24 protein-coding genes are annotated in these 22,709 nt (G+C 68.3%); 10 read left to right on the top strand and 14 right to left on the bottom strand.

Annotated elements, in window-relative coordinates; all coding sequences use genetic code 11:
- Positions 1 to 194 precede the first annotated feature (194 nt).
- A complete protein-coding gene (locus tag QSK05_RS02820) occupies positions 195 to 503 on the bottom strand; it encodes an AzlD domain-containing protein (RefSeq protein WP_285593558.1) in 309 nt (102 codons plus the stop codon).
- Positions 503 to 1,219 (bottom strand): AzlC family ABC transporter permease, encoded by a 717-nt coding sequence (locus QSK05_RS02815; protein WP_352299756.1) that lies wholly within the window; start codon positions 1,217 to 1,219, stop codon positions 503 to 505. The genes QSK05_RS02820 and QSK05_RS02815 overlap by 1 nt, the downstream gene beginning before the upstream one ends.
- Before the next feature lie 68 nt (positions 1,220 to 1,287).
- Between QSK05_RS02815 and QSK05_RS02810 the strand changes: the two genes are divergently transcribed.
- Both QSK05_RS02810 and QSK05_RS02805 read left to right on the top strand, forming a co-directional pair.
- Positions 1,288 to 1,857, top strand: a complete 570-nt coding sequence (locus QSK05_RS02810) for a helix-turn-helix domain-containing protein (RefSeq protein WP_285593554.1) — start codon at positions 1,288 to 1,290, stop codon at positions 1,855 to 1,857.
- Positions 1,858 to 1,865: 8 nt separating this feature from the next.
- Positions 1,866 to 2,330 carry a DUF1810 domain-containing protein gene (locus tag QSK05_RS02805; protein WP_285593552.1) on the top strand — a complete coding sequence of 155 codons (465 nt, stop codon included), beginning with the start codon at positions 1,866 to 1,868 and terminating at the stop codon, positions 2,328 to 2,330.
- Here the strand turns inward: QSK05_RS02805 and QSK05_RS02800 are convergent.
- From QSK05_RS02800 to QSK05_RS02775, 6 genes are all read right to left on the bottom strand, one after another.
- Complete coding sequence (locus tag QSK05_RS02800) at positions 2,302 to 3,297, bottom strand: inorganic phosphate transporter (RefSeq protein ID WP_352300220.1); 996 nt, start codon at positions 3,295 to 3,297, stop codon at positions 2,302 to 2,304. The two genes, QSK05_RS02805 and QSK05_RS02800, sit on opposite strands and share 29 nt — an antisense overlap.
- Before the next feature lie 9 nt (positions 3,298 to 3,306).
- Entirely contained in the window at positions 3,307 to 3,927 is a 621-nt protein-coding gene (locus QSK05_RS02795) for a DUF47 domain-containing protein (protein ID WP_285593549.1), read from the bottom strand.
- A 109-nt stretch (positions 3,928 to 4,036) separates the two neighbouring features.
- Positions 4,037 to 4,786 carry an alpha/beta fold hydrolase gene (locus tag QSK05_RS02790; protein WP_285593548.1) on the bottom strand — a complete coding sequence of 250 codons (750 nt, stop codon included), beginning with the start codon at positions 4,784 to 4,786 and terminating at the stop codon, positions 4,037 to 4,039.
- Between the two features lie 70 nt (positions 4,787 to 4,856).
- Positions 4,857 to 5,624 carry an SDR family oxidoreductase gene (locus QSK05_RS02785; protein WP_285593547.1) on the bottom strand — a complete coding sequence of 256 codons (768 nt, stop codon included), beginning with the start codon at positions 5,622 to 5,624 and terminating at the stop codon, positions 4,857 to 4,859.
- Positions 5,625 to 5,901: 277 nt separating this feature from the next.
- Complete coding sequence (locus QSK05_RS02780) at positions 5,902 to 6,708, bottom strand: aspartate/glutamate racemase family protein (protein WP_285593546.1); 807 nt, start codon at positions 6,706 to 6,708, stop codon at positions 5,902 to 5,904.
- A 254-nt stretch (positions 6,709 to 6,962) separates the two neighbouring features.
- Complete coding sequence (locus tag QSK05_RS02775; protein WP_285593545.1) at positions 6,963 to 8,012, bottom strand: ABC transporter substrate-binding protein; 1,050 nt, start codon at positions 8,010 to 8,012, stop codon at positions 6,963 to 6,965.
- A gap of 365 nt (positions 8,013 to 8,377) precedes the next feature.
- On the opposite strand from QSK05_RS02775, the gene QSK05_RS02770 reads away from it, so the two are divergent.
- Complete coding sequence (locus tag QSK05_RS02770; protein ID WP_285593544.1) at positions 8,378 to 9,742, top strand: FAD-dependent oxidoreductase; 1,365 nt, start codon at positions 8,378 to 8,380, stop codon at positions 9,740 to 9,742.
- A 165-nt stretch (positions 9,743 to 9,907) separates the two neighbouring features.
- Here QSK05_RS02770 and QSK05_RS02765 read toward each other — a convergent pair whose 3' ends face one another.
- Complete coding sequence (locus QSK05_RS02765; RefSeq protein WP_285593542.1) at positions 9,908 to 11,071, bottom strand: NAD(P)/FAD-dependent oxidoreductase; 1,164 nt, start codon at positions 11,069 to 11,071, stop codon at positions 9,908 to 9,910.
- Between the two features lie 117 nt (positions 11,072 to 11,188).
- Between QSK05_RS02765 and QSK05_RS02760 the strand changes: the two genes are divergently transcribed.
- The 4 genes from QSK05_RS02760 (at position 11,189) to QSK05_RS02745 (ending at position 14,280) form a co-directional block, all read left to right on the top strand.
- Positions 11,189 to 11,734: a type 1 glutamine amidotransferase domain-containing protein gene (locus QSK05_RS02760; protein ID WP_285593541.1), complete on the top strand. Its 546-nt coding sequence runs from the start codon at positions 11,189 to 11,191 to the stop codon at positions 11,732 to 11,734.
- Between the two features lie 282 nt (positions 11,735 to 12,016).
- The gene (locus tag QSK05_RS02755) at positions 12,017 to 12,262 is read left to right on the top strand and encodes a DUF1272 domain-containing protein (protein WP_285593540.1); all 246 of its coding nucleotides are present in this window, start codon (positions 12,017 to 12,019) and stop codon (positions 12,260 to 12,262) included.
- 84 nt (positions 12,263 to 12,346) lie between these two features.
- On the top strand, positions 12,347 to 13,522 hold the full coding sequence (locus QSK05_RS02750; protein ID WP_285593539.1) for an acyl-CoA dehydrogenase family protein: 1,176 nt from the start codon (positions 12,347 to 12,349) through the stop codon (positions 13,520 to 13,522).
- A complete protein-coding gene (locus QSK05_RS02745) occupies positions 13,522 to 14,280 on the top strand; it encodes an SDR family oxidoreductase (protein ID WP_285593537.1) in 759 nt (252 codons plus the stop codon). The genes QSK05_RS02750 and QSK05_RS02745 overlap by 1 nt, the downstream gene beginning before the upstream one ends.
- Before the next feature lie 239 nt (positions 14,281 to 14,519).
- On the opposite strand, the gene QSK05_RS02740 is transcribed toward QSK05_RS02745, so the two are convergent.
- Positions 14,520 to 15,152 carry a hypothetical protein gene (locus tag QSK05_RS02740; RefSeq protein ID WP_285593535.1) on the bottom strand — a complete coding sequence of 211 codons (633 nt, stop codon included), beginning with the start codon at positions 15,150 to 15,152 and terminating at the stop codon, positions 14,520 to 14,522.
- Between the two features lie 276 nt (positions 15,153 to 15,428).
- Between QSK05_RS02740 and QSK05_RS02735 the strand changes: the two genes are divergently transcribed.
- A complete protein-coding gene (locus tag QSK05_RS02735; RefSeq protein ID WP_285593534.1) occupies positions 15,429 to 16,547 on the top strand; it encodes an LLM class flavin-dependent oxidoreductase in 1,119 nt (372 codons plus the stop codon).
- Positions 16,548 to 16,552: 5 nt separating this feature from the next.
- Complete coding sequence (locus tag QSK05_RS02730; protein ID WP_285593532.1) at positions 16,553 to 17,173, top strand: FMN reductase; 621 nt, start codon at positions 16,553 to 16,555, stop codon at positions 17,171 to 17,173.
- A gap of 133 nt (positions 17,174 to 17,306) precedes the next feature.
- Here QSK05_RS02730 and QSK05_RS02725 read toward each other — a convergent pair whose 3' ends face one another.
- The gene (locus QSK05_RS02725; RefSeq protein WP_285593531.1) at positions 17,307 to 18,185 is read right to left on the bottom strand and encodes an SDR family oxidoreductase; all 879 of its coding nucleotides are present in this window, start codon (positions 18,183 to 18,185) and stop codon (positions 17,307 to 17,309) included.
- A 79-nt stretch (positions 18,186 to 18,264) separates the two neighbouring features.
- Here QSK05_RS02725 and QSK05_RS02720 point away from each other — a divergent pair, with 79 nt between their 5' ends.
- The gene (locus QSK05_RS02720) at positions 18,265 to 18,849 is read left to right on the top strand and encodes a TetR/AcrR family transcriptional regulator (RefSeq protein ID WP_285593529.1); all 585 of its coding nucleotides are present in this window, start codon (positions 18,265 to 18,267) and stop codon (positions 18,847 to 18,849) included.
- On the opposite strand, the gene QSK05_RS02715 is transcribed toward QSK05_RS02720, so the two are convergent.
- The 3 genes from QSK05_RS02715 to glpK all read right to left on the bottom strand — a co-directional run bounded on the left by QSK05_RS02715 (position 18,850) and on the right by glpK (position 22,706).
- A complete protein-coding gene (locus tag QSK05_RS02715) occupies positions 18,850 to 19,746 on the bottom strand; it encodes a DMT family transporter (RefSeq protein WP_285593528.1) in 897 nt (298 codons plus the stop codon).
- A gap of 21 nt (positions 19,747 to 19,767) precedes the next feature.
- On the bottom strand, positions 19,768 to 20,889 hold the full coding sequence (locus tag QSK05_RS02710) for a fatty acid desaturase family protein (protein ID WP_285593526.1): 1,122 nt from the start codon (positions 20,887 to 20,889) through the stop codon (positions 19,768 to 19,770).
- 311 nt (positions 20,890 to 21,200) lie between these two features.
- Positions 21,201 to 22,706, bottom strand: coding sequence for a glycerol kinase GlpK (gene glpK, locus QSK05_RS02705; protein WP_502879727.1), 1,506 nt, complete (start codon positions 22,704 to 22,706; stop codon positions 21,201 to 21,203).
- Between the last annotated feature and the right edge of the window lie 3 nt (positions 22,707 to 22,709).

The following is a 22,709-nucleotide window of genomic DNA, read 5'->3' as shown; positions in this document are numbered from 1 at the left end:
CCCGGTTAAGCGGCATTCAGTGTCGGAACTCTCCGGAATGACTTTCACACACTGGGTTCCGGTAAATGCCGGACCCAGGCCATCAGCGCAGTACAGAGCACAGCCGGTCCACAGACCGCCCGCACGTCGTCGAGCATCCGGGCCACCCCCCAGCTCACCTTGTTCGCGATGCGCTCCACCAACCAGGGAGGGGGTCAGGCGACGCCTAGTTGGCGCAGCACTGCCGTTGCCGCCGCGGCTGCGATCACCACCAACGGGAACGGGGCCCGGAACAGCACCAGCACCACGGCCAGCGTCACCCCGGCGAACCGGGCCCAGCCGGCGAAGGAACCGTCGTGAATCAGGGTGCTCGTGGCGATCAGGGCGGCCAGGAGAGTCGTGGCGGCCGAAGCCATCCAGGCCTGCGCCCGCTCCGAGAACTCGTAGCGACCGGCCAGCGCCGGACCTGCGGCACGGAACGCGAAAGTTCCTGCGGCGAAGACGAGAATGGCCAGGAGGGGCATCAGGGACGCCTTGGTGCCTGCCGCGTCGGTTCCGCGGAGCGGGTCCGGCCCGGACGTCGGACGAGCGCGACCAGACCCGCCAGCGAGGCCAGCACCGGCAGCCCCGCGGGTAGCAGGGGCGTGCTGAGAACCGCTACGAAACTGCCGATTCCGGCACTGGCCCGGATGCGACGGCTGCTCAGGGCCGGCAGCACGATCGCGACCAGCACGGCCGGGAACGCGGCATCCAGACCGAGTGCGTCGGTGTCGCCGATCCAGGTGCCGGCGACCGCCCCGGCCACGACCCCGATGTTCCAGCAGACGAACAGCGCCACCCCGCAGGCCCAGAACACGGCGGCACGGCGCGTCGGATCACGCTCGGCCAGGGCCAGGGCCACCGTCTCGTCGGTGACGATCTGCGCGCCGAGCGCCCGGCGCGCAAGGCCGCCCCGGATCACGTCGGAGACGCTGAAACTGAAGGGCAGCAGCCGGGCATTGAGCAGCAGGCCGGTGACGACGGCGGCGGTCGCGGAGCCACCGGCGAGTACCGTGCCGACCGCCGCGAACTGTGCCCCACCGGCGAAGACCAGCAAGCTGAGCACCACCGGCACCCAGCGGTCCAGACCTCCACCCACGGCGATCGCACCGAACGACACGGCCACCAGAGTGTCGGCCACACAGACAAGGGCAATGGCCCGAGCCCGTTCCGGGCCTACCGTTCGCCATACTGACCGCATGCCCGTAAGGATGAACGTGGCATCATGCGTTCGTCAAACGAAACGAGTGATCGGTACGGCGAACGCCCATGCTTCCCGATGAGGATTCCCCGCTCGACCCCAAGGCCGTGCTGGCCGCTGCCCTGCGCAGCGAGCGCGAGCGCAGCGGCATGTCCCTGAGCGAGCTGGCCAAGCAGGCGCGGCTGGCCAAGTCGACGCTGTCCCAGCTGGAGTCGGGGGCCGGCAACCCGAACGTCGAGACCCTGTGGGCTCTGGCCACGGCGCTGGACCTGCCGGTGAGCCGGCTGATCGACCCGCCCCGGCCGAAGATCGGTGTGGTGCGCAACGGTCAGGGCACGCCGCTGGTGTCGGGGCAGGGTGACTATGCGGCGTATCTGATGTCGGCCGGCCCGGCCGGCGTCACGCGTGACCTGTACCGGCTGAACGTCGAGATCGGGCCGGGCCGGATCTCCGAGCCGCACCGGGTGGGCACGATCGAGCACGTGGTGCTCGGTTCGGGGCGGGCCCTGGTCGGGCCGACCAGCAACCCGATCGAGCTGGGACCGGGCGACTACATGGTCTATCCGGGCGACGTGGAGCACATGTTCCAGGCCCTGACGCCCGGCGTACTGGCCACGCTGATCAGTGAGAACCGATGATGGCCGACATGAATGACGACCCTTTCGGCCTGGAACGTTTCGTCGAGGCCCAGAACTCCGGCGGTACCTACGAGCGGGCCGTGGCCGAGCTCCGGGCCGGGGCCAAGACCACCCACTGGATGTGGTTCGTCCTGCCCCAGGTCGCCGGCCTGGGGCTGAGCGCGACCTCGGTGCGGTACGCGATCGACGGCCTGCCCGAGGCCCGCGCCTACCTGGCTCATCCCGTGCTGGGATCACGCCTTCAGGAGTGCGCGTCGATCCTGCTGGGCCTGCGGGACACCACTGCGACCGCCGTGCTGGGTTCGGTGGACGCCGCGAAACTGCGCTCCTCGATGACGCTTTTCGCCTACGCCGCACCGGAGCTCACGGTGTTCCGCGAGGTGCTGAAGAAGTACTTCGACGGGCAGGAGGACGACGCCACCACGGCCCGTCTCGGCGAGGAACCTAAGCCAGAGGGTGCAGAAGAAGACTGAGCAGCCCGGCGACCAGCGCCGCCGCCGGCAGCGTCAGCACCCAGGCGGTGAGGATGTCACCGGCAACGCCCCAGCGAACGGCGGTGCGGCGCTTGGTCGCGCCCACTCCCATGATCGCCGCAGTGATCGTGTGGGTGGTCGAGATCGGGGCGTGGAAGGCGTAGGCCGTGGTGTAGAGCACGGACGAGGCAACCGTCTCGGCCACGAAACCCCGTGCCGGGTCCAGCTCGATGACGCCCCGGCCCAGGGTGCGCATGATCCGCCAGCCGCCGGAGGCGGTGCCCAGGCTGATCGCCGCAGCGGCCGAGAGCGTCACCCAGAGGGGGATACCGGCACCGCTGCGGTGATATCCACCGGCGATCAGGGCGAGGGTCATGACACCCATCGTCTTCTGGGCGTCCTGCAGGCCGTGCCCGAGGGACATCGCTGCGGCGGAGACGATCTGGGCGGTGCGGAACCCGCGGGTCACCGGCCCGGGCCGGGCCCGGCGGAAGAGCCAGAGCACACCCACCATGGCCAGGAAGGCGAGGCCGAACCCGACCAGCGGTGAGAGCACCATCGGGATCACCACCTTGTCCAGGATCACCGACCAGTGCACGGGCGAGGAAACCACGACCGCGGCGCCGGCCAGGCCGCCGATCAGTGCGTGCGACGAGGAGGAGGGCAGTCCGAGCGCCCAGGTCACCAGGTTCCAGGTGATGGCGCCGGCCAGACCCGAGAACACGATGAGCAGACCCTCGTGCCCGTTCGGTGGGCTGATGATGCCGCTGCCCACGGTCTCGGCCACGCCGTGGCCCAGCAGGGCACCGATCACGTTGAAGACGGCGGCCATGGCCAGGGCGGACCGCGGGGACAGGGCCCGGGTCGAGACCGCCGTGGCGATGGCGTTGGCCGCGTCGTGAAAACCGTTGGTGTAGTCGAAGACCAGCGCGACGGCCACGACCAGGACCACGAGGGTCAGGGTCAGGGACACGGGTCAGGACTCCTTGACCGCGATGGTCTCGACATGGTGCGACACCAGTTCGAAGGCATCGGCAGCGTCTTCCAGGGCGTCGATGACCTCGCGCACCTTGAGCAGTTCGAGCGGCTGGTAGGCGCCGGAGAAGAGCTCCGCGAGCATGTCGCGGTAGGCCTCGTCCGCGTCGTTCTCCAGGCGGTTGATCTCGACCCAGTACTCCTCCAGGCCCTTCATCGTGTGAAGGCCCGGTAGAGCGGCGGCGGTGACGGCGGCCTGCTGCTGGAGCACGGACAGCTGGATCTCGACACCGTCGGGCAGCTTCGCCGGATTGGCGAGCACGACCATGTCGGCGGCCGCCTCCATGTTGTCCATGCAGTCGTCCAGCGCGGACGACAGGGCGTAGATGTCCTCGCGGTCGAAGGGCGTGACGAAGGTGCGGTTCAGCTTCCGCATCGTGGCGTGCACGATCTCGTCGCTGGCGTGCTCGGCGTCACGCACCTTCAGCAGCAGGTCAGGGCGGTCACCGGCCTGCGCCCGGATCACGGCCTGCAGCAGATCGACCCCCTCGACCAGCGCGTTACCCGCCTGGACGATCAGGTCGATGATGGTCGTGTCCCTCGGCGTCAGTCTGAGCCGCATCCGTGCACCTCCGCGTGTCGGCGCACGACTGTAGCCAGGGTCGGCCCGTTCTGCTCATCCGGGGTACATGTCCGGATCACATCCGGTTCGGGTGCCGTTCAGGTGGCGTTTACCGGAGATGCCCTCGCATGGCCTGCAGCACCGCCGCGGGCTGTTCGACGTTGGCCAGGTGGGCGGCCTGAGGCACCATCACGAGGTCGGCGCCGGGGATGAGGTCGGCCAGTTCCTGGGCCATGGCCGGCGGCGTGGCGATGTCGCGGGCACCGGCGATCACCCGGGTCGGTACCCGCAATCCACCCAGCGTGTCGCGGGAGTCGAAGGTCGCCAGGGCCTCGCAGCAGGCGGCGTAGCCCTCCGCGTCGATGCCGGTCTGGGCCTCGAGCAGTTCCCGGCCGTGCGGCGGCACCGGCGCGTCCGGCACGAACCAGCGGTTCCGGGCGAGGTCGACCAGGAAACCGGTGCCCTCGGCCCGCACCCGTGCCGCCCGCTCGAGCCAGGGCGCCGGGTCGTCGCCGAAGGTCGCCGAGGTGCAGACCAGCACGAGTTTCCTCACCCGGTCGGGGTGATCGAGCGCGAGCTGCTGCCCGATCGCCCCGCTCATCGAAAGGCCGCAGTAGACAAAGGTTTCGACACCTACTGCGTCGGCGACGCGGAGCACCTCCTCGGCCAGGGACCGGACGGTGCAGGGGCCCGCCGGAGCGGGTTTTCCGTCATGGCCGGGCAGGTCGAAGCGGACAACGCGAAAGTCCTGCACCAGTCCGGGTAACTGCGGGTCCCAGAGGTGGTGCGAAGTGCCGATCGAGGAGCCGAGCACGAGCACGGGTGCCTGTGGATCGCCGTCCACCACGTAGTTGATCATCGCCACCCTGCTTGTTCCGTCAGAGAACCCGCGTCCACCATACGTGGCGAACCCGGCAACCCGACGGTGTTCAGATTCCCGTCATCAGACCGCCGTCCACCTGAAGGCTGACGCCTGTGACGTACGAGGCTGCGGGTGAGAGCAGGAACACCGCGGCGGCGGCGAACTCGTCCGGGTCGCCGTAGCGGCCCGCCGGGATCTTCCCGCTCCACTGCTCCTGGATCTCGTCCACACTGAGACCCGACCGCAGAGAACGGCCCTCGTCGAGCTGGGCGACCCGATCCGTGGCGATCCGGCCGGGAATCAGCTGGTTGACCCGGATGTCCGGAGCCCAGCTGCGGCTGAGCGACTTGGCCAGAGCCGCCACCCCCGACCGGAACACACTGGAGAGGATCAGGTCGTCGGAAGGCTCCCGCACCTGGCTCGAGGTACAGAACAGGACGCTGCTCCCGCCCTTCACCAGATGCGGCCGCGCGGCCCGCACCAGGCGCACGGCCGGGCGCAGCAGCAGCTCGAAACCGAGCTGCCAGTCGTCGTCCACGGTGTCGTCGAAACCCTTGGCGGGCGGACCCCCGGTGTTCACCACCACGCCGTTCAGGCCGCCGAAGCGGGCCGCCGCGTCCTGCACCCAGGCGTTCAGCGCGTCCCCGTCGGTCAGGTCGACGGGACGGCCGGTCGCCGTGCCGTTGACAGCGCCCTCGTTGAGCGCGGTCACCGCGGTCTGGACCCGGTCGGCGGTGCGTCCGCAGATCGAGACATCGTGACCGGCCAGCACGAGCTGCCGGGCGATCGCGTGCCCCAGGCCGGAGGTCGCCGCAGCCACCAGGTACCCACTCATCAGTTCTCCTTAACCCGCCCGACCGGGCGGTGGCCGAGGTCCGACCCCTGACGGTAGTACGCCGGCCCCCGGTCGCCAGGGCCCGTCCGGGAATCACCGACGTCGCGAAGAAACGCCCTGCTGTGACGGCTCCCCTCTTGTTCGTGATCAGGCAATCCCACGTTCTTGGGTCGGGAAGGACCCCACGTTCTTGGGTCGGGAAGGACCCCACCTCCCGGGGAAGGTTCACATGATCACGAACAGAGGGGTGGAGGCACAGGGGGCGCCGGCGAGCGCCCTAGGAGTAGCGGCCGTACTGCGGTTCGGGTGCGTATCCCCGGCCGGGCCCCGGGTCGTAGGCCGGCTCCGGTGCGTAGGAGGCGGGGGGTGGCGCGGGCTGCGTGCGGGGCGGCATCACGTCCGGTGGGAAGTCGACCAGAGCCATCGCGGCCATCGCCACCCCGGCCGCACACGGCTCGATCACCGGCACCCCCAGTTCGTCGGCCAGCGGACCCCGCAGGTGCCCCAGACCGACACAGCCCAGGATCACCGCCTCGGCACCCCGGTGGTCGACCAGTTCCCGGCCGGCGACCAGCACGGCGTTCGCCGCGTCACGCGAGCCCAGGTCTAACTCGCTGCGCCCGATGGCCAGATCGGCCACCACCCGGCCGCTCACGCCGAGCTTGGCCCAGTAGAGCTCGTGCCGGAACGTGGCCATCGGCACGGTGCTGATGACGCCGAGACGGCGACTGTGCGCCATCGCCGAGGTGAGCGCGGCCTCGGCGATCCCGATCACCGGCACCGGCGCGGCCGCGCGCAGTTCGTCGAGACCGGCCTCCGAGAAGGTGGCCAGCACGTAGGCGTCGGCCCGGTGCTGCCCCGCGGTGGCCAGCAACGGACTGATCGCGGCCCGTCCGTCGTCGTCCGACTCGATCGTTCTCGGGCCACCGTAAGAGGTGACAGCGGTCGCGGTAACACCCCAGCGCCGGGCCGCCCGGTCCAGCGTCTCCTGGATGCCCGCGGTGATCTCGGCCGAGCTGGTCGGGTTGATGACGACTACATGCGGGACATGTGGCATACGGAAGTCCGTTCCCTGACTCGGCACGACGCGCCTCCTGCGCCTGCTCACACGGTACGCGTGAGCGGGGCAAAGCACGCAAAAGTCTCAGTGGGCACTCATGTCGCCAGTTGCTCTTACGACACAACCAGGACTGATACCAGGAGTCACCGGGCGTCCGAAACCTTCAATCCGGCAGATCGGCCGTCTTCGGTGGAAACTCACAACGACATCGGGGCGCGGGGTTGCCACCTCTCGGAGAACCGCGCCAGATCCGCACTTCGTTATGGGCCGTCCCATCCTCAGGGCAGGTAGGGGGTGCTCGGCAGGTACTTCGTGCTGTAGACGCTCGCCATCTCCGGCAGTTCCTTGATCTGCCCGGCCCGCTTCAGCATCTGCACAGTCGGCTTCCAGGTGGCGTCGTCCATCGCCAGGTAGCCGTGCTTGTCCTGGTAGGAGGCCGACCAGAACCCGGAGAGGGTCTTCAGCTCCTGCGCCGTGACCGACGGGTCGGAGTCCGGATAGACCTTCGTCATCAGTTCCACCGCCTCGGCCTGGTTCTGCGCGGCCCACTGCATGCCCCGCGCGTAGACGTCGACGAAACCCTTGACCGCAGCCGGGTTCTTCTCGGCGAAATCGGTGTTGACGTCGATCACCTGGCCGATCACGTTCTCGTCCTTGGAGTACCAGATCTTCACCGGCTTGCGCCCGAACTCCCGCTCGGCCTCCAGCGGGGCCCGGGTGAGGAACTCGGGGTAGCAGTCGACGACCCCCTGGAACAGCAGCGGCAGTCCGGCCTCCTGCGACACCTCGGTGACCTTGCCGTTCAGTCCTTTGTGGTTACGCCAGGCCTGCCAGACCACGTCGTCCGCGTCGGTGCTCGCCGTGGCGAGCTTCTTGCCCAGCAGCGTGTTCGGGTCATCGGCCGTGATGTTCGAGTTCGGGTTGCAGATCAGACCGGTCAGGGCCAGCGGCTGCACCACCCCGACCGCCTGCACCGGCAGGCCCTGCGCCTGGTTGATCAGCAGCTCGACGCCACCGCCGACCGTCATGTCGTGCTCTCCCGCGCCGACCGACTGCAGCTGGCTGATCTCGCCGCCGGGGGTGGTCACGACGTCCAGATCGGCCTGCCGGAACCAGCCCTCCTCCAGACCCTTCAGAACGGGCAGATCAGCGGACGTCGGGGTCCAGTCGTAGATCCAGCGCACCTTGGTCACACCGGCCACCTGCGCGGAGCCGGCCGCGTCCGAGCCGCCCCCGCCACAGGCGGCCGCGGAGGTGAGGACGCCGACGGCGACGGTCGCGGTGAGGGTGACCCGGATGGTCCGGCGGACGAGGACGGTCTTTGCCATGTCCGTGTTCTCCAGCTGTTCGGCGGAGGGGCGGAGGCCGGGCGCACGGCATCGGCGCGGAGAGGGGCGCCGCGCTGACGGAGCTCGGGAGCGGTCCGGCCCGGGCAGGGGCCAGCCGCACTCAAGAGGGCCCTAGGGCTCCTGGGGCACATGAGAATAGCGGACGATTTGCCCACGTTGTCAGCAGAGTGTTCCGGTTCGATAACTTTCCGTCATCTGTCGGATATGCGAACGTCAACGCGGGCGCTCCGTGCTCGAACGGCAACAAAAAGCAACCGGGAGAGGACGTTACGCGCCTGACACGGAATACGTGACCAGATTCATGTTGCCATTTCATATAGGATCAAGGTTAGGCTGACCTAACCATGACTGAATCGACTACCGCCCCCCGTCCTCTGCGCATCGGGGTGATCGGCGCGGGCCCCGCTGGCATCTATGCCGCAGACATCCTGACCAAGTCCGAGGTCCCGGTCGAGATCGACGTCATCGAGCGGCTCCCCGCTCCGTACGGTCTGGTCCGGTACGGGGTGGCTCCCGACCACCCGCGGATCAAGGAGATCATCAAGGCCCTGCGCCGGGTGCTCGACCACGAGAACATCCGCTTCGTCGGCAACGTCAACTACGGCACCGACCTCACTCTCGAGGATCTGCGCGCCCACTACGACGCTGTCATCTTCGCGACGGGTGCCATCGCCGACCGTGACCTCGACATCCCGGGCGTCGACCTGCCCGGCAGCTTCGGTGCGGCGGACTTCGTCTCCTGGTACGACGGCCACCCGGACGTGCCGCGCGACTGGCCGCTGACCGCCAAGAGCGTGGCCGTGCTCGGCGCCGGCAACGTGGCGCTGGACGTGGCCCGGGTTCTCTCGAAGACCGCGGACGAGATGCTGGTCACCGAGATCCCGCCGAACGTCTACGCGGGCCTGAAGCTCAACCAGGCCACCGACGTGCACGTGTTCGCCCGACGCGGCCCGGTGCAGGTCAAGTTCTCGCCGCTGGAACTGCGCGAGCTGGCCCACTCCCCCAACGTCGACGTGGTCGTGCACCCCGAGGGCTTCGAGTTCGACGAGGCCAGCATGCGCGCGGCCAACGAGGACAAGCACGTCAAGCAGGTCATGAAGACGCTCAATGCCTGGGTGGGCAAAGACCCGACGGGCAAGCCGCACCGCCTGCACATCCACTTCCTGGAAGCGCCGGTGGAGATCAGCGGCGACGGCCAGGTGGAGAACCTGCGCACCGAGCACATGGAGCTCACCGGCGACGGAAGCGTGCGGGGCACGGGCGAGTTCACCGACTGGCCGGTGCAGGCCGTCTACCGCGCCGTCGGCTACCGCAGCTCGGCGCTGCCCGGCATCCCGTTCGACCCCAGCCGCCACGTGGTCAGCAACGACGGCGGCCGCGTCCTCGACGCCGACGGCAACCAGGTCGAGGGCCTCTACTGCACGGGCTGGATCAAGCGCGGCCCGATCGGCCTGATCGGCCACACCAAGAGCGATGCCAGCGAGACGGTCTCGCACATCCTGAAGGAAGTCTCGCCCGACCGCCCGGCACCGAGCGCCGTGGACATCACGACCCAGCTCGAGCTGAAGGGCGTCAACTACACCACCTGGGCGGGCTGGGACCTTCTGGACGCGCACGAGATCAGCCTCGGCGAGGCCGAGAGCCGCGCGCGGGTCAAGGTCGTCGAGCGCGACGACATGATCCGGATCAGCCGGGAACTGCTGGGCTGATCACCCCAGGAACCAACCAGGACAGGCCCCGGCGGACCACCGCCGGGGCTTGTCCCGTTCCGCCGGCGCGGCGATGACGGAGGCCGACCATCCTCTTGTCGTGATCATGCAATCCCCCATCTCCCCGGGAAGCTTTGCCCGATCACGGGCAGAAGAGCGACGGGGCTAGCTCAGAAGGCCGAACGCCTTCTCGTAGTTCTCGTCGGCCTGATGGGTGAGAACGCCCACGCACGTACCGTTCTCGTCTTGGTACCAGACGGTGAAGGCACCGTCGTCACCCTCCTCGAACAGTGCCTCCTGGTATCCGTCACCCCAGGCCGCGTACTTCAGCCAGTGGTCCCCGATCTGGCTCCAGAAGCCCGGCGGGTCGGACCACTGCGCGTCCGGCGAGCCCGCCGCGGTCTTCCCGGCGACCTTGCCCATCGTCTCGGCGTCGAACCAGTGCTCCACCGCGAGTGCCCGCCCGGCGGCGGTGTTGAACGCGTAGGCCACGTCGCCGGCCGCCAGCACGCCCGGCGCCGAGGTCTGCATGTGGGTGTCGACCACGATGCGTCCCTCGTGCAGGTCGAGCCCCGCCGCGGCCGCCAGGTCGGACGCCGGGTGCACCCCGACGGCGGTCAGCACCAGATCCGCGGTGATGTCGTCCTGGCCGTCCAGGGCGATCCGGACGCCCGTGCCGGCCGACTCGATCGCCGTGACATCCGCGTCCACCATCAGCCCAATACCCTCGTCCCGCAGCCAGCCCGTGATGCGGGCACCGGCCTCGTCACCGAGACGCCTGGCCTGGGGCGAACTCTCGTCGGTGAGCAGGATGACCTCCAGGCCCAGTCGGCGCAGCGACGCCGCCGCCTCACAGCCGATGAAGCCCGATCCGATCACCGCGGCCGTCTTCGCCCCGTACGCGGCCTGCTTCAGCCGCCGCGAGTCCTCCAGGGTGCGCAGCCGCAGCACCGCGCTGTCGTCCCCGCCGGGTACCGGCAGGTCGGCCGGGTTCGATCCGGTGGCGAGAACACATGACCGGTAGGCGAAACCAGAGCCGTCGCGGGTGTCGACCCGCCGGGCCCCGACATCGATGCCGGTCACCCGGTCGCGAGCCCAGGTCACCTCGAGCCGCGACAGTTCACCCTCGTCGAGCAGACCCAGATCCTCTTCGGAGGAGTCGCCGCGCAGAAAGTCCTTGGACAGGGGCGGCCGGTCGTAGGGCGCGTCCGGATCGGCACAGACCACGACCACCCGGCCCTTGCCTCCTTCTTCCCGGTAGGCGCGCACCGCCGACAGGCCCGCCGGGCCGCCGCCGATCACGAGCAGATCCACCACCTCGTCAGTCATGTGGCCATCCTCGCGCGCATCTCGGCCTGCGCAACCCTCGCTCCCGGACCAGGCTCTGGCGGTGTGGCCCGACATCCGCGGGCCACGGTTGTACCGATCGGCGTCAGGAGTTTCACCGTGCCCCTCAGCGGAAAGAAGATCGCCTTCCTGGTTGCGGACGAAGGGGTGGAGCAGGTCGAGCTGACCGACCCCTGGGAGGCGGTGAAGAAGGCGGGCGGACATCCCGTCCTCATCGTCGGAAGTGACAGCAAGACCGTTCAGGGCTTCAACCACCTCGACAAGGGCGACGTCTTCGACGTCGACCTCCCGGTCAGCGAGGCCGACGCGGAAGACTACGACGGCCTGGTCCTGCCCGGCGGCGTAGCGAACCCCGATGCCCTCCGGACCGTCCCGGAGGCCGTGGCCTTCGTGAAGTCGTTCCTCGACACCGGCAAGCCGGTCGCTGCCATCTGCCACGCCCCGTGGACGCTCGTGGAGACCGGGGCGGTGAGCGGTCGCACGCTCACGTCGTGGCCGAGCCTGAAGACCGACCTGCGCAACGCCGGTGCGGAGTGGGTCGATCAGGAGGTCGTGGTGGACCTCAAAGGCCCCGGGCCCCTGATCACCAGCCGCCGGCCGGACGACCTCCCGGCCTTCGCGAAGGCCCTGGCCTCGGCCTTCTGATCCCCCTCGTGGTCGTGATCATGCAGAACCTCCCCGGGGAGGTTCTGCATGATCACGACATATCGGAATCTGCTCACCCTCTGAAGCCGAAACTACTTTCAGTAACTTCAGAAATCTTTCCGTTCCGGCTGCGACGGTCCGCCGCACCGCCTGCACGATGCGTGGCCTCACCGCATCGTTCTGACCCGTTTCGCGCAGAACGGCCCAGTGATCATGAGACTACGTAAAGAGAGGGTCGTCGCGGCCGAAAATCGCTGTATCGGAGCGTGTTAGCGTCCGATCATGCTTGAGCTCAGACCCAACTGCGAATCCTGTGACGTGGACCTCCCGGCGGATTCCCCCGATGTCTGGATCTGCTCGTTCGAGTGCACCTGGTGCACCGACTGCGCAGCCTCCTTTGCTGACAATGCGTGCCCGAACGACACGGGAAACCTGGTCTCCCGTCCGCTGCGGTCCCCGGCGAAGCTGGCCGAGTTCCCGGCGTCGACCCAGCGGGTCCACAACGCGGAGCTCCAGAAGGTCGGCTGACGCGCGATCTCGCCATGCTCAGGCAGTAACAAACTCCTCACTGAAGCGGCATACTGAACTCCGCCGCTCAGTGAGGAGGGACGCTTGCCCGCCGACCGTGTCATGCCGACCGCCGAGGCGGCCGACCTCATCGCGCTGACCCGGCAACTCGCGCACCGTGAGCTCGCACCCCAGGTCAACCGGCACGAGGCCGACGAGATCTTCCCCCGCGACACCTTTCGCCTGCTCGGGCGGGCCGGACTGCTGAGCCTGCCCTATCCGGGCGAGTACGGCGGCGGCGACCAGCCCTACGAGGTCTACCTCCAGGTGCTGGAAGAGATCGCAACGGTCTGGGCCAGCGTCGGGGTCGGCGTCAGCGTGCACGCCCTGTCCTGCTTCGGCCCGGCCGAGTTCGGTAGCCCGGAGCAACGCGAACGCTGGCTACCCGGCCTGCTCGGCGGCGAACAGCTCGGTGCCTACTGCCTTTCCGAGCCCCACGCCGGTTCCGACCCGGCCGCGATGCGCACCCGGGCCGTGCTGAAGAACGACGAGTACGTGCTCAATGGGGTCAAGGCCTGGACCACCCACGGCGGGCAGGCCGACTTCTACAAGGTCATGGCCCGCACCGGCGACGGTCGCGACGGCATCTCGTGCTTCCTCGTGCCCGCGCAAACACCCGGCCTGGCCGCAGATCCGCCTGAGCGCAAGATGGGCCTCACCGCCTCGCACACCACCGCGATCCGGCTCACCGACGTTCGGGTAGCGGTCGAAAACCGCATCGGGCCCGAGGGCGAGGGCCTGAAAATCGCCCTGAAAGGCCTGGACTCGGGCCGTCTCGGCATCGCGGCCGTCGCCACCGGCCTGGCCCAGGCCGCACTCGACGCCGCCGTGGCCTACGCGCGAGAGCGTGAGAGCTTCGGGCGAGCCATCATCGACCACCAGGGTCTGAGCTTCCTCCTGGCCGACATGGCTGCGGCCGTCGAGGTCTCACGGGCGGCCTACCTGTCCGCGGCCCGCCGGCGCGACCTCGGCCTGCCCTTCACCCGCCAGGCCTCGATCGCCAAACTGGTCGCCACCGACAACGCGATGCGCGTGACCACCGACGCCGTGCAGGTGCTCGGCGGGGTCGGCTACACCCGCGATTTCCCGCTGGAGCGCTACATGCGCGAGGCGAAGGTGATGCAGATCTTCGAGGGCACCAACCAGATCCAGCGGATGGTGATCGGCCGGTCCCTCGCCAAGGACACGAAAGGCATTATCCGGACAGCGGAAGGATCCTGATGCAGATCTCGAACACCGCGGCGATCGTCACCGGCGCGGCCTCCGGCCTGGGCCGGGCCACGGCGACGGCGCTGGCGGCCGGTGGGGCCCGGGTGTACGGGTTCGACCTGCCCGCCGGTATCGAGAAGGCCGAGCCGATCGACGGCGTCACCTACCTGGGTGTGGACGTGACCGATCCGGACTCGGTGGAGACCGCCGTGACCGAGGCGTCCTCGGGTGGATCTCCTCTGCGCAGCGTGGTGAACTGCGCCGGGATCGGTACAGCGGCAAGAATTCTCGGCAAGAAGGGCCGCCACGACATCGCCCTCTACGCCAAGGTCGTCCAGATCAACCTGATCGGCACGTTCACCGTGCTCACCTATGCCGCCGAGCGGATCGCCGAGACCGCGGCGGACGAGAACGGGCAGCGGGGCGTCATCATCAACACCGCGTCGGTGGCCGCGTTCGAGGGGCAGGTCGGGCAGGCGGCCTACGCGTCGTCCAAGGGTGGCGTGGTGGGGCTGTGCCTGCCGGCGGCCCGTGACCTGGCCCAGTACGGCATCCGGGTCAACACCATCGCCCCCGGCACGGTGGAGACACCGATGCTGGCCGGGGTCACGCAGGAGTACCTGGCCGGCCTCGCCGCCGCCGTCCCCTTCCCCCAGCGCCTGGCCCGCCCCGACGAGTACGCCAAGCTCGCCCTCATGCTCATCGACCACGACTACATCAACGGTGAGACCGTGCGCATGGACGGCGCGATCCGCATGCCCCCGCGCTGACCCCACCAACCAACCAACCAACAAGCCTCCGTGATCATGCAAAACCTCCCCGGAGTTATAGAACTGTGGACATAAGAGTTCTATAACACTGGGGAGTGGGGGCACCTCCCGGCCGAAGGCTGGGGGATTTGCATGATCACGAACAAAAGAGGTGGGCCACCCCACCCAACCGGCGCCGCCAACGCGCGGTGCCCTCGTCGTCCTCCATGCGAGGACGACGAGGGCACCGCACCGGCTGACTACCGAACGTCGGCGAACAACGATCCCGCGTCGTCGGGCGCCTGGATGCCCGGGCGCAGTGACGCCGTGACCGCGACGTCGAGCGGCACGACCAGCGGCGCGAACCCCGCCTCCCGGATCGGGGCGGCGGGAGCGACCTGCTCCAGACACATGACCGGCATACCGGTCACGTCCACCGCGGGCAGTGCGGCCTCGAGCAGCTCGGCGAGCACCTCGTCATCGCCCGGGGCGTGCAGCGGCATCAGCAGCCAGTGCATCACCGGGGCGCCCGCCAGTTCGGCGAGTTCGGCCACATCGGTTCGGTCGTGCAGGCCGGGCGCCAGCCCGAGCCCCAGTTTCAGGGCGCCCTCAAGGTCGCCGGCACCCGTGGGCACCATCGGTGGCAGGAGCACCACCGCGGCCCTGACCTGCCCGTCCTCATCGGCGACCCAGAACTCACCGTGCTCCAGCCCGACGTGGGTGAGCATCAGCCGGGTGGCCGAGGTGATGTCGTCGTCGGAGACGCCGCCGGGGAGCGGCCAGTCGGCCAGGGACGGCGCCCGCAGCATGCGGGACACCGCGGGGATGTCGACGAGGCGTGCACGACGAACGGTCCAGGCACGCGAAGGACTGGCCGTACGTGACTCGTTCATATCTGGATAACTACTGGTGTCTTGATCGGAGTTCCGCACTCGGTTCCTGTTCACCATCTGGATGTCCATCCGTTCCGGTGCGCCGGGGGAGGACCGGTTGTGCGGACCGACCCCGGGCACGGCGAGGAACGCTACACAGACCCGTCGCGACGCGCCCGCCCTGCGCCGGGCGGGTCGCGGGAATGACGGGGACCACCAAGTAGTTGCTCAGGCAACGATCTATTGGAGAGGATGTCACCGATAGCGGTGACAGCCAGCCTGAGCAGGGAGTTCGTGATGCAGTTCGGAATTTTCTCGGTCGGCGACGTGACGCCGGACCCCACCACGGGTCACGAGCCGAGCGAACGCGAGCGGATCAAGGCGATGGTTCGTATCGCCCAGAAGGCCGAAGAGGTGGGCCTGGATGTCTTCGCGACGGGCGAGCACCACAACCCGCCGTTCGTGCCGTCGTCACCCACGACCATGCTCGGCTTCATCGCGGCGACCACCGAGAAGATCATTCTCTCGACCTCGACCACGCTGATCACCACGAACGACCCGGTGAAGATCGCCGAGGACTACGCGATGCTGCAGCAGCTCGCAGACGGCCGCGTCGACCTGGTGATGGGCCGCGGCAACACCGGCCCGGTGTACCCGTGGTTCGGCCAGGACATCCGCAACGGCATCGACCTGGCACTGGAGAACTACGCGCTGCTGCGCCGCCTGTGGCGTGAGGACGTCGTCGACTGGGAGGGCAAGTTCCGCACCCCACTCAAGGGCTTCACCTCGACGCCGCGCCCGCTCGACGGCATCCCGCCGTTCGTCTGGCACGGCTCGATCCGCAGCCCGGAGATCGCGGAGCAGGCCGCCTACTACGGTGATGGATTCCTGCACAACCACATCTTCTGGCCGCCGGAGCACACCCAGCGGATGGTGCAGTTCTACCGTCAGCGGTTCGCGCACTACGGCCACGGCACGCCCGAGCAGGCGATCGTCGGCCTGGGCGGTCAGTTCTTCATGCGCAAGAAGTCGCAGGACGCGGTCAAGGAGTTCCGGCCGTACTTCGACAACGCGCCGGTCTACGGACACGGGCCCTCGCTGGAGGACTTCAGCTCGCAGACTCCGCTGACCGTCGGCAGCCCGCAGGAAGTCATCGACCGCACCCTGAGTTTCCGCGAGTACGTGGGTGACTACCAGCGGCAGTCGTTCCTGATCGACCACGCCGGCCTGCCGCTGAAGACCGTGCTGGAGCAGCTCGACCTGCTCGGCGAGATCCTGCCCACGCTGCGGGCCGAGTTCGCCGCGCGCCGGGCGCCGGGTACACCCGACGCACCCACGCACGCTTCGCTTCTCGCGGCTTCGAAGGCCAAAATTGAGGACGCGTCGCTCGCCTCGGTCGCGTCGGTCGGGGAGTAACAATCATGGGTAAGTCATCGGTGGTCGTGATCAGCGCCGGTCTGAGCCAGCCGTCGTCCACCCGGCTGCTGGCCGACAAGCTCGGCGCGGCCGTCGCGGCCGAGACAGATGTCGAGCTCACCGTGATCGAGCTGCGCGACCTGGCGCACGACATCACGAACAACCTGCTGACCGGGTTTCCCACCGGCGAGCTGGTTCCCGCGATCAAGGCGGTCACCGAGGCCGACGCCCTGATCGCGGTGACCCCGATCTTCAGCGCGTCGTACAGCGGACTGTTCAAGTCCTTCTTCGACGTGCTGGAGCTGGGAGCGCTCGAGGGGAAGCCGGTGCTGATCGCGGCCACCGGTGGTTCGTCCCGCCACTCACTGGCCCTGGAACACGCTGTGCGGCCGCTGTTCAGCTACCTGAAGGCGGTCGTCGTGCCCACCGCGGTGTACGCGGCGAGCGAGGACTGGGCGTCGGCCGGCAGCACCGAGCTGTCCGGCCGGGTCGGGCGGGCGGCCCGCCAGCTCACGGCACTGATGACCAGGACGAGTTCCTCGTCCACTGCTGGAAAGCCCTCTGTAAAAGATCCTTTCGCTGAGGTACTCCCGTTCGGCGAGATGATGAAGGCCCGAGGCCTCTGACCCCCGACAACTTGCCGTGATCATGCAAAACCTCCCCGGAGTTCTAGAACTGTGGATCTGAAAGTTCTAGAACTCCGGGGAGTGGGGCACCTTCCGGCCGAAGGCTGGGGGATTTGCATGATCACGGAGGGAATCAGTGGAAGTAGTGGCTTTCCTCGAGGTCGGCCAGCAGGCCCGGGTGCGACGGCGTCCAGTCGAGCAGCTCCCGGGTCTCGTCGTTGGGCATGCTGAAATCGATGCGCACGAAGGGGAACCCGGCGAAGTGTTCGTCGACCTTCTCGTCCGGGATGCTCTGCGTCGGGATGCCCAGCTTCCGGCCGATCACCTCGGCGATCTCCTTCAGCGGCACGCCCTGCTCGGTGGCCGCGTACAGCTGCGCGCCGGCCGGGGCCTTCTCCAGGGCGAGCCGGTACAGCGTGGCGACGTCGCGGGTGTGCGCCGCCGGCCAGGTGTTCTCGCCCGTGCCCGGGTAACCGGAGATCCCGGTGCGGCGGGCGATGCTGATCATCAGCGGGATGAAGCCGTGGCGGTCGAGATTGCTGTGGGTCACCGGTGGGATGGCGAAAGTCACTGATCGCACGCCCTTCTGGGCATAGTCTGCGATCAGCTGAGTGACCTGGGAGCGCGGGTTGGCGTCGATCGTGGCGTTGACCTTCGCGTCGGCCGTGCGCTGCATGCCGATCCCGAACAGCGCCTTGCCGGTGCCGGCCAGCGCATCACCCAGGGCGCCCACGTGCGTCAGGTCTTTCGCCACCGCCCCGGCGAAGTCCCCGCTCATCATCAGCTCGTTGCTGAAGGCCAGATGGATCACCGCGTCGGCCTCGGTCGCGGCCTCACGCAGCAGGTCCAGGTCGTCCAGCGACCCACGACGCACCTCGGCCCCCAGCTCGCGCACCTTCTTCCCGGAGGCATCGGACCGGGCCAGCCCCACCACCTCATGACCGGCGCCGATGAGCTCCGGCAGGAGCGTCGAACCGATGTGACCGCTGGCTCCGGTGACGAAAACACGCATGACGTCCTCCTTGATGTGACTGAGTAACATCAAACTAGCACTCATGACGTTACCCAGTCACCTCACTAGGCTGTCCCACATGGCTCGCTGGGAACCGAACACGCGTCTACGGCTGATCGACGCCGCGATCGAGCTGTTCGCCGAGAACGGTTACGAGGCCACCACGGTCGCCCAGATCGCCGCCCGCGTCGGGGTCTCCAAAATGACCTTCTTCCGGCACTTTCCCGACAAGCGCGAGGTGCTGTTCGCCGGGCAGGAGGAACAGGTGAAGATGCTGCACGACGCCGTCACCGCCGCGCCGGCCTCGGCGACCCCGTACGAGACGGTCGCCGCGGCCGTCGTCGAACTGGCCGCGTTCTTCCCGCCGGAGCGCCGTGAGCCCAGCGCCCGCCTCCACGCCGTCGTCGCCTCCCACGAAGACCTGCGCGAGCGGTCGGCCTTCAAGAACGCCCGCCTGACCGAGGCCCTCGAGCAGGCGCTGCTCGAGCGGGAAGTGCCGGCCGCGACGGCGGGCCTGGCCGCCGACCTCGGCGCGCGAGCGCTGCGTGAGGCCTTCGTGCGGTGGCGCTCACCGGGGTACGCCACCGATCTGGCCGTTCTCGCCCGGGACGCGCTGGACGAACTCCACGAGGCGGCCGGCCGGCTGGACCAAAAACCCTCGTGATCACGAACGGGTTCTGAGGGCTTCCCGGGGCAGGTCCGGTAACGACGTGGGGTGCTCGTCGCCCTCGCGGGCCAGGAACGCCACGCCGGTCAGCACCATGATCAGCCCGGCCACCTCGAGGCTCAGCAGGGCCGGGTCGGAACTGGGTGACTCGCTGAAGACGAGAATGCCGAAGGTGACGGCGATGACCGGGTTCACCACGTTGAGCACCGGTAGCGAGTGCGACAGGGGCGCCCGGTTGTAGGCGTACTGGTTACTGAGGAACCCGGAGGCGCCGAGCCCCGCGAGCACGTAGATCGGCCAGGTCGTGAGAGCCTCCCAGACGCCGGCCGACGACGTGACCATCTTGATCATCGAGGCGATCAGGCCGAAGATCAGGCCGCCGGCGATACCCATGAGCAGCCCGGCCCGGGCGGTGGGCACTCTCGTGGCCAGCCACCAGGTGAAGGCCGCGGCGAAACCGGCCACGGCGACGAAGATCAGCGCCGACCTCGTGCTGACGTCGGATGAGCTCTCACTGCTGCGCGCACCGACCAGGAACACCGCGATCCCGGCCGCCACCACGACCACCCAGATCATGATGCGGGGCTGCGGCCACCGGCGGTCGAGCACCGCGCGGAAGACGAACGCGAAGACCAACCCGGTGACGACGATCGGCTGCACCACCGCGAGAGACCCGAGCTTGAGGGCGACGGCGTGCAGCCCCAGACCGCCGAGGCTGGCCGCGATACCGGCGAGCCATGTCGGCTGGGTGGCGAGATGCCGGAGCAGGTGCGCCAGCCCCCGCAGGCCTCCCGGCCCTTCCGGGGCACGGGAGGCGCTGTGGTGCATCAGTGCGGTCGACGCACCGAAGGCGATCGCATCAAGAAAGGCGACCAGGATGGCTGGCGCGTTCACCGTTGACTCTCGTGCTTTCTCTCAGGTGGCGGTGGGCCCGGTGACCACGGGCGGACCGCCGTCGCTGTGACCCAGTTCCTTCAGCCTGCGGTAGTGGCTGATCGTGGCGGAGGTCAGGGTCGGGTACTCCACGTGCGGCAGACCCGAAGCCTGCACCACCTTCGCCACCACGGTGGTGTGCAACTGCGGCAGCTGGTGCCGCGGGGCCACCGGCTTGAGGTGATGGGCCAGGTGATGGGTCATACCGCCGGTCAGCCAGCGCATCGGCAGGCTGCCGGTGTTGAACGAGGCCGTGGTGGCGACCAGATGCTTGGACCAGTCCTTCGGCGCCGGCTGCTCACTCGGCGCGTAGAGCCCCTCGTTGATGTGCCCGACCACCAGCACGATCGCGGCCTGGACCGCACCCAGGCTCATGGCCACCATGAAGTACAGCGCGAACTTGCCCGGCCCCAGCAGGATCACGTACGGGGCGATCACCAGTGCCCAGAAGGCCTTCTCGAACAGCCACTGGCCCAGCCGCACCCGGAAGGGCGGCACCTCCAGGCCGATGATGTTGCCCTTCCGCACGTAGGTGATCTGGCTGTCCAGCTCGCCCACCCAGGCGAACGCGTAGAGGAACCACGCATAGAAGTGCTGGTAGCGGTGGATCGGCTTGCGCTCGATGCCCGGATGCATCCGGACCGTGGTGTTACGGGTGGCCTCGTCCAGTGGATACACCTGTGACGACCGGTGGTGCACACGGTGTTTCAGGGTCCAGTGCTGTACGAAGAAGCCCAGCGGGATGGCCGTCTGGGTGGCGAAGACGTTGGGCCAGGTCTTGCGGGAGAACCGGCGGTGACCGGCGTCGTGCAGGATGGTCAGGGTGCCGGTGGCGAAGGTCAGGCTGAGAGGCAGCGCAGCCAGCAGGAGCCAGGGCCAACTCGGGGAGATCAGGGCGATGACGAGCATCTGCGCGTGGTTGAGAAGGCCGATGGCGGCCCAGTCGCGCCAGGGCTCGCCCCGGTGCCGGTCACTGCGCCGGGTACTCAGACGCCGGGTGACGCCGAGTGTGCTCTCCCGGTCGACAGAGTCGGCGGAAGCGGCAGAATCGGCGGTATCGCCCTTGCCCGCACGCCGCTCGAACCGCGAAGTAATGATGGTCATGATTGCCTCATAGCCGGTCGTGCCTCCATATTCGCCGCACGGGAATCCGGTCGGACGGCTCCCGCGAACGTCTGGCTGACTGCTTGGCTCAGGGTGCATACAGCCGACTCGAAGTATCGGAGTCAGGCTGACCTAACCTTACTGCCCAACCCCTGGAGAAACCCGGAGGCAGCAGGCATTTTCTTGCTCAAGAACGCCGGAACAGTATCAATTCAGCAGGCCGGAAACGCCTCAGGCATCACCCTGAGATCACCCCTGACCGTCCCTGATGTTTCCTGAAACCAGGCGCACAGCAGCTCGTAATATCCTCTTTATCGGGACTTCACACGAGTAGTGGCATTGCCCACTTTGCTGGTCCAGTCCAGGGTGAGTTGAACGGCATATGTCCAGTTCCGGAATTCCGACTCCCGGCGCTCTTGATCCATTTCCGGCAGCCATTCCGCGGCCAGGTGCCAGTTCCGGCGAAGACCTTCCAGGTCGGACCAGTAGCCCACGGCCAGACCGGCCGCGTAACCGGCTCCCAGGGAAACGGTCTCGGCCACCATCGGACGCACCACCGGCACGTCGAGCACATCGGCGACGAACTGCATGAGCAGGTTGTCAGAGGTCATACCGCCGTCGACCTTCAGCGCTTTCAGCCGCAGCGAGGAGTCGGCGTTCATCGCGTCGAGCACCTCACGGGTCTGCCAGCCGGTCGACTCCAGCACCGCCCGGGCCAGGTGCCCCTTGGTGATGTAGCTGGTCAGGCCGGCGATGACCCCACGGGCCTCGGGTCTCCAGTGCGGCGCGAACAGACCGTAGAACGCGGGGACGATGTAGCAGCCCCCGTTGTCGTCGACCGTGCGGGCCAGGGTCTCGATCTCGGCGGCACTGCCGATCAGGCCCAGCCCGTCGCGGAACCACTGCACCAGCGAGCCGGTGATCGCGATCGAGCCCTCCAGCGCATAGTGGGCCGGCTCCCCCGCGATCTGGTAAGCCACCGTGGTGAGCAGGCCGTGGGTCGAGGCGACCAGTTCGGTGCCGGTGTTGAGCAGCAGGAAACTACCTGTGCCGTAGGTGCATTTCGCTTCACCGGCAGAGAAACAGGTCTGCCCGAACAACGCCGCCTGCTGGTCGCCCAGCGCCGCCGCGATCGGCACACCCTGCAACGGGCCGTGCCCGGTGCCGTAGGTCTCCAGCGAACCCCGGATCTCCGGCAGAATCGCGGCCGGGATGCCGAAGAAGTCGAGCAGATGTGAATCCCATTCCAGGGTACGGATGTTCATCAGCATGGTGCGACTGGCATTGGTCACGTCGGTGACGTGCACCCCTCCGGTGAGGTTCCAGATCAGCCAGGACTCCATGGTGCCGAACAGCACCTCGCCCCGCTGTGCCCGCTCCCGCAGCCCCGGCGTCTCGTCCAGCATCCAGCGCAGCTTCGGCGCACTGAAGTAGGAGGAGAGCGGCAGGCCGGACAGTTGCGGGATCTGCTCCGCGCCCGGCGCGCGCAGCATCTCCTCCACCATCGCGTCGGTGCGGGTGTCCTGCCAGACGATGGCCCGGCGCACGGGCTTTCCAGTCTTCCGCTCCCAGATCACGATGGTCTCGCGCTGGTTCGCGATGCCGACGGCGGCGATATCCGTGGCGGTGGCGCCGACGTCGCCCAGAACGCGGTTGACGACCTTGTCCACGTTGCGCCAGATCTCTTCCGCATCGTGCTCCAGCCAGCCGGGCCGGGGGAAGTACTGGTGATGCTCCAGCTGGGCCACGGCGACCAGCTGACCGCTGTGGTCGAACAGGATCGAGCGGGTGCTCGTCGTGCCCTGGTCGATGGCCATCAC

This window comes from Kineosporia sp. NBRC 101731, assembly GCF_030269305.1.
Classification (GTDB): domain Bacteria; phylum Actinomycetota; class Actinomycetes; order Actinomycetales; family Kineosporiaceae; genus Kineosporia.
This window is presented reverse-complemented; position numbering and strand designations above follow the sequence as displayed.

Coding starts and splice junctions, on each gene's coding strand:
- QSK05_RS02820 (WP_285593558.1), bottom strand. CDS start 503: ATGCCCCTCCTGGCCATTCTCGTCTTCGCCGCAGGAACTTTCGCGTTC.
- QSK05_RS02815 (WP_352299756.1), bottom strand. CDS start 1,219: ATGCGGTCAGTATGGCGAACGGTAGGCCCGGAACGGGCTCGGGCCATT.
- QSK05_RS02810 (WP_285593554.1), top strand. CDS start 1,288: ATGCTTCCCGATGAGGATTCCCCGCTCGACCCCAAGGCCGTGCTGGCC.
- QSK05_RS02805 (WP_285593552.1), top strand. CDS start 1,866: ATGAATGACGACCCTTTCGGCCTGGAACGTTTCGTCGAGGCCCAGAAC.
- QSK05_RS02795 (WP_285593549.1), bottom strand. CDS start 3,927: ATGCGGCTCAGACTGACGCCGAGGGACACGACCATCATCGACCTGATC.
- QSK05_RS02790 (WP_285593548.1), bottom strand. CDS start 4,786: ATGATCAACTACGTGGTGGACGGCGATCCACAGGCACCCGTGCTCGTG.
- QSK05_RS02785 (WP_285593547.1), bottom strand. CDS start 5,624: ATGAGTGGGTACCTGGTGGCTGCGGCGACCTCCGGCCTGGGGCACGCG.
- QSK05_RS02775 (WP_285593545.1), bottom strand. CDS start 8,012: ATGGCAAAGACCGTCCTCGTCCGCCGGACCATCCGGGTCACCCTCACC.
- QSK05_RS02770 (WP_285593544.1), top strand. CDS start 8,378: ATGACTGAATCGACTACCGCCCCCCGTCCTCTGCGCATCGGGGTGATC.
- QSK05_RS02765 (WP_285593542.1), bottom strand. CDS start 11,071: ATGACTGACGAGGTGGTGGATCTGCTCGTGATCGGCGGCGGCCCGGCG.
- QSK05_RS02755 (WP_285593540.1), top strand. CDS start 12,017: ATGCTTGAGCTCAGACCCAACTGCGAATCCTGTGACGTGGACCTCCCG.
- QSK05_RS02745 (WP_285593537.1), top strand. CDS start 13,522: ATGCAGATCTCGAACACCGCGGCGATCGTCACCGGCGCGGCCTCCGGC.
- QSK05_RS02740 (WP_285593535.1), bottom strand. CDS start 15,152: ATGAACGAGTCACGTACGGCCAGTCCTTCGCGTGCCTGGACCGTTCGT.
- QSK05_RS02735 (WP_285593534.1), top strand. CDS start 15,429: ATGCAGTTCGGAATTTTCTCGGTCGGCGACGTGACGCCGGACCCCACC.
- QSK05_RS02730 (WP_285593532.1), top strand. CDS start 16,553: ATGGGTAAGTCATCGGTGGTCGTGATCAGCGCCGGTCTGAGCCAGCCG.
- QSK05_RS02725 (WP_285593531.1), bottom strand. CDS start 18,185: ATGCGTGTTTTCGTCACCGGAGCCAGCGGTCACATCGGTTCGACGCTC.
- QSK05_RS02720 (WP_285593529.1), top strand. CDS start 18,265: ATGGCTCGCTGGGAACCGAACACGCGTCTACGGCTGATCGACGCCGCG.
- QSK05_RS02710 (WP_285593526.1), bottom strand. CDS start 20,889: ATGACCATCATTACTTCGCGGTTCGAGCGGCGTGCGGGCAAGGGCGAT.
- glpK (WP_502879727.1), bottom strand. CDS start 22,706: ATGGCCATCGACCAGGGCACGACGAGCACCCGCTCGATCCTGTTCGAC.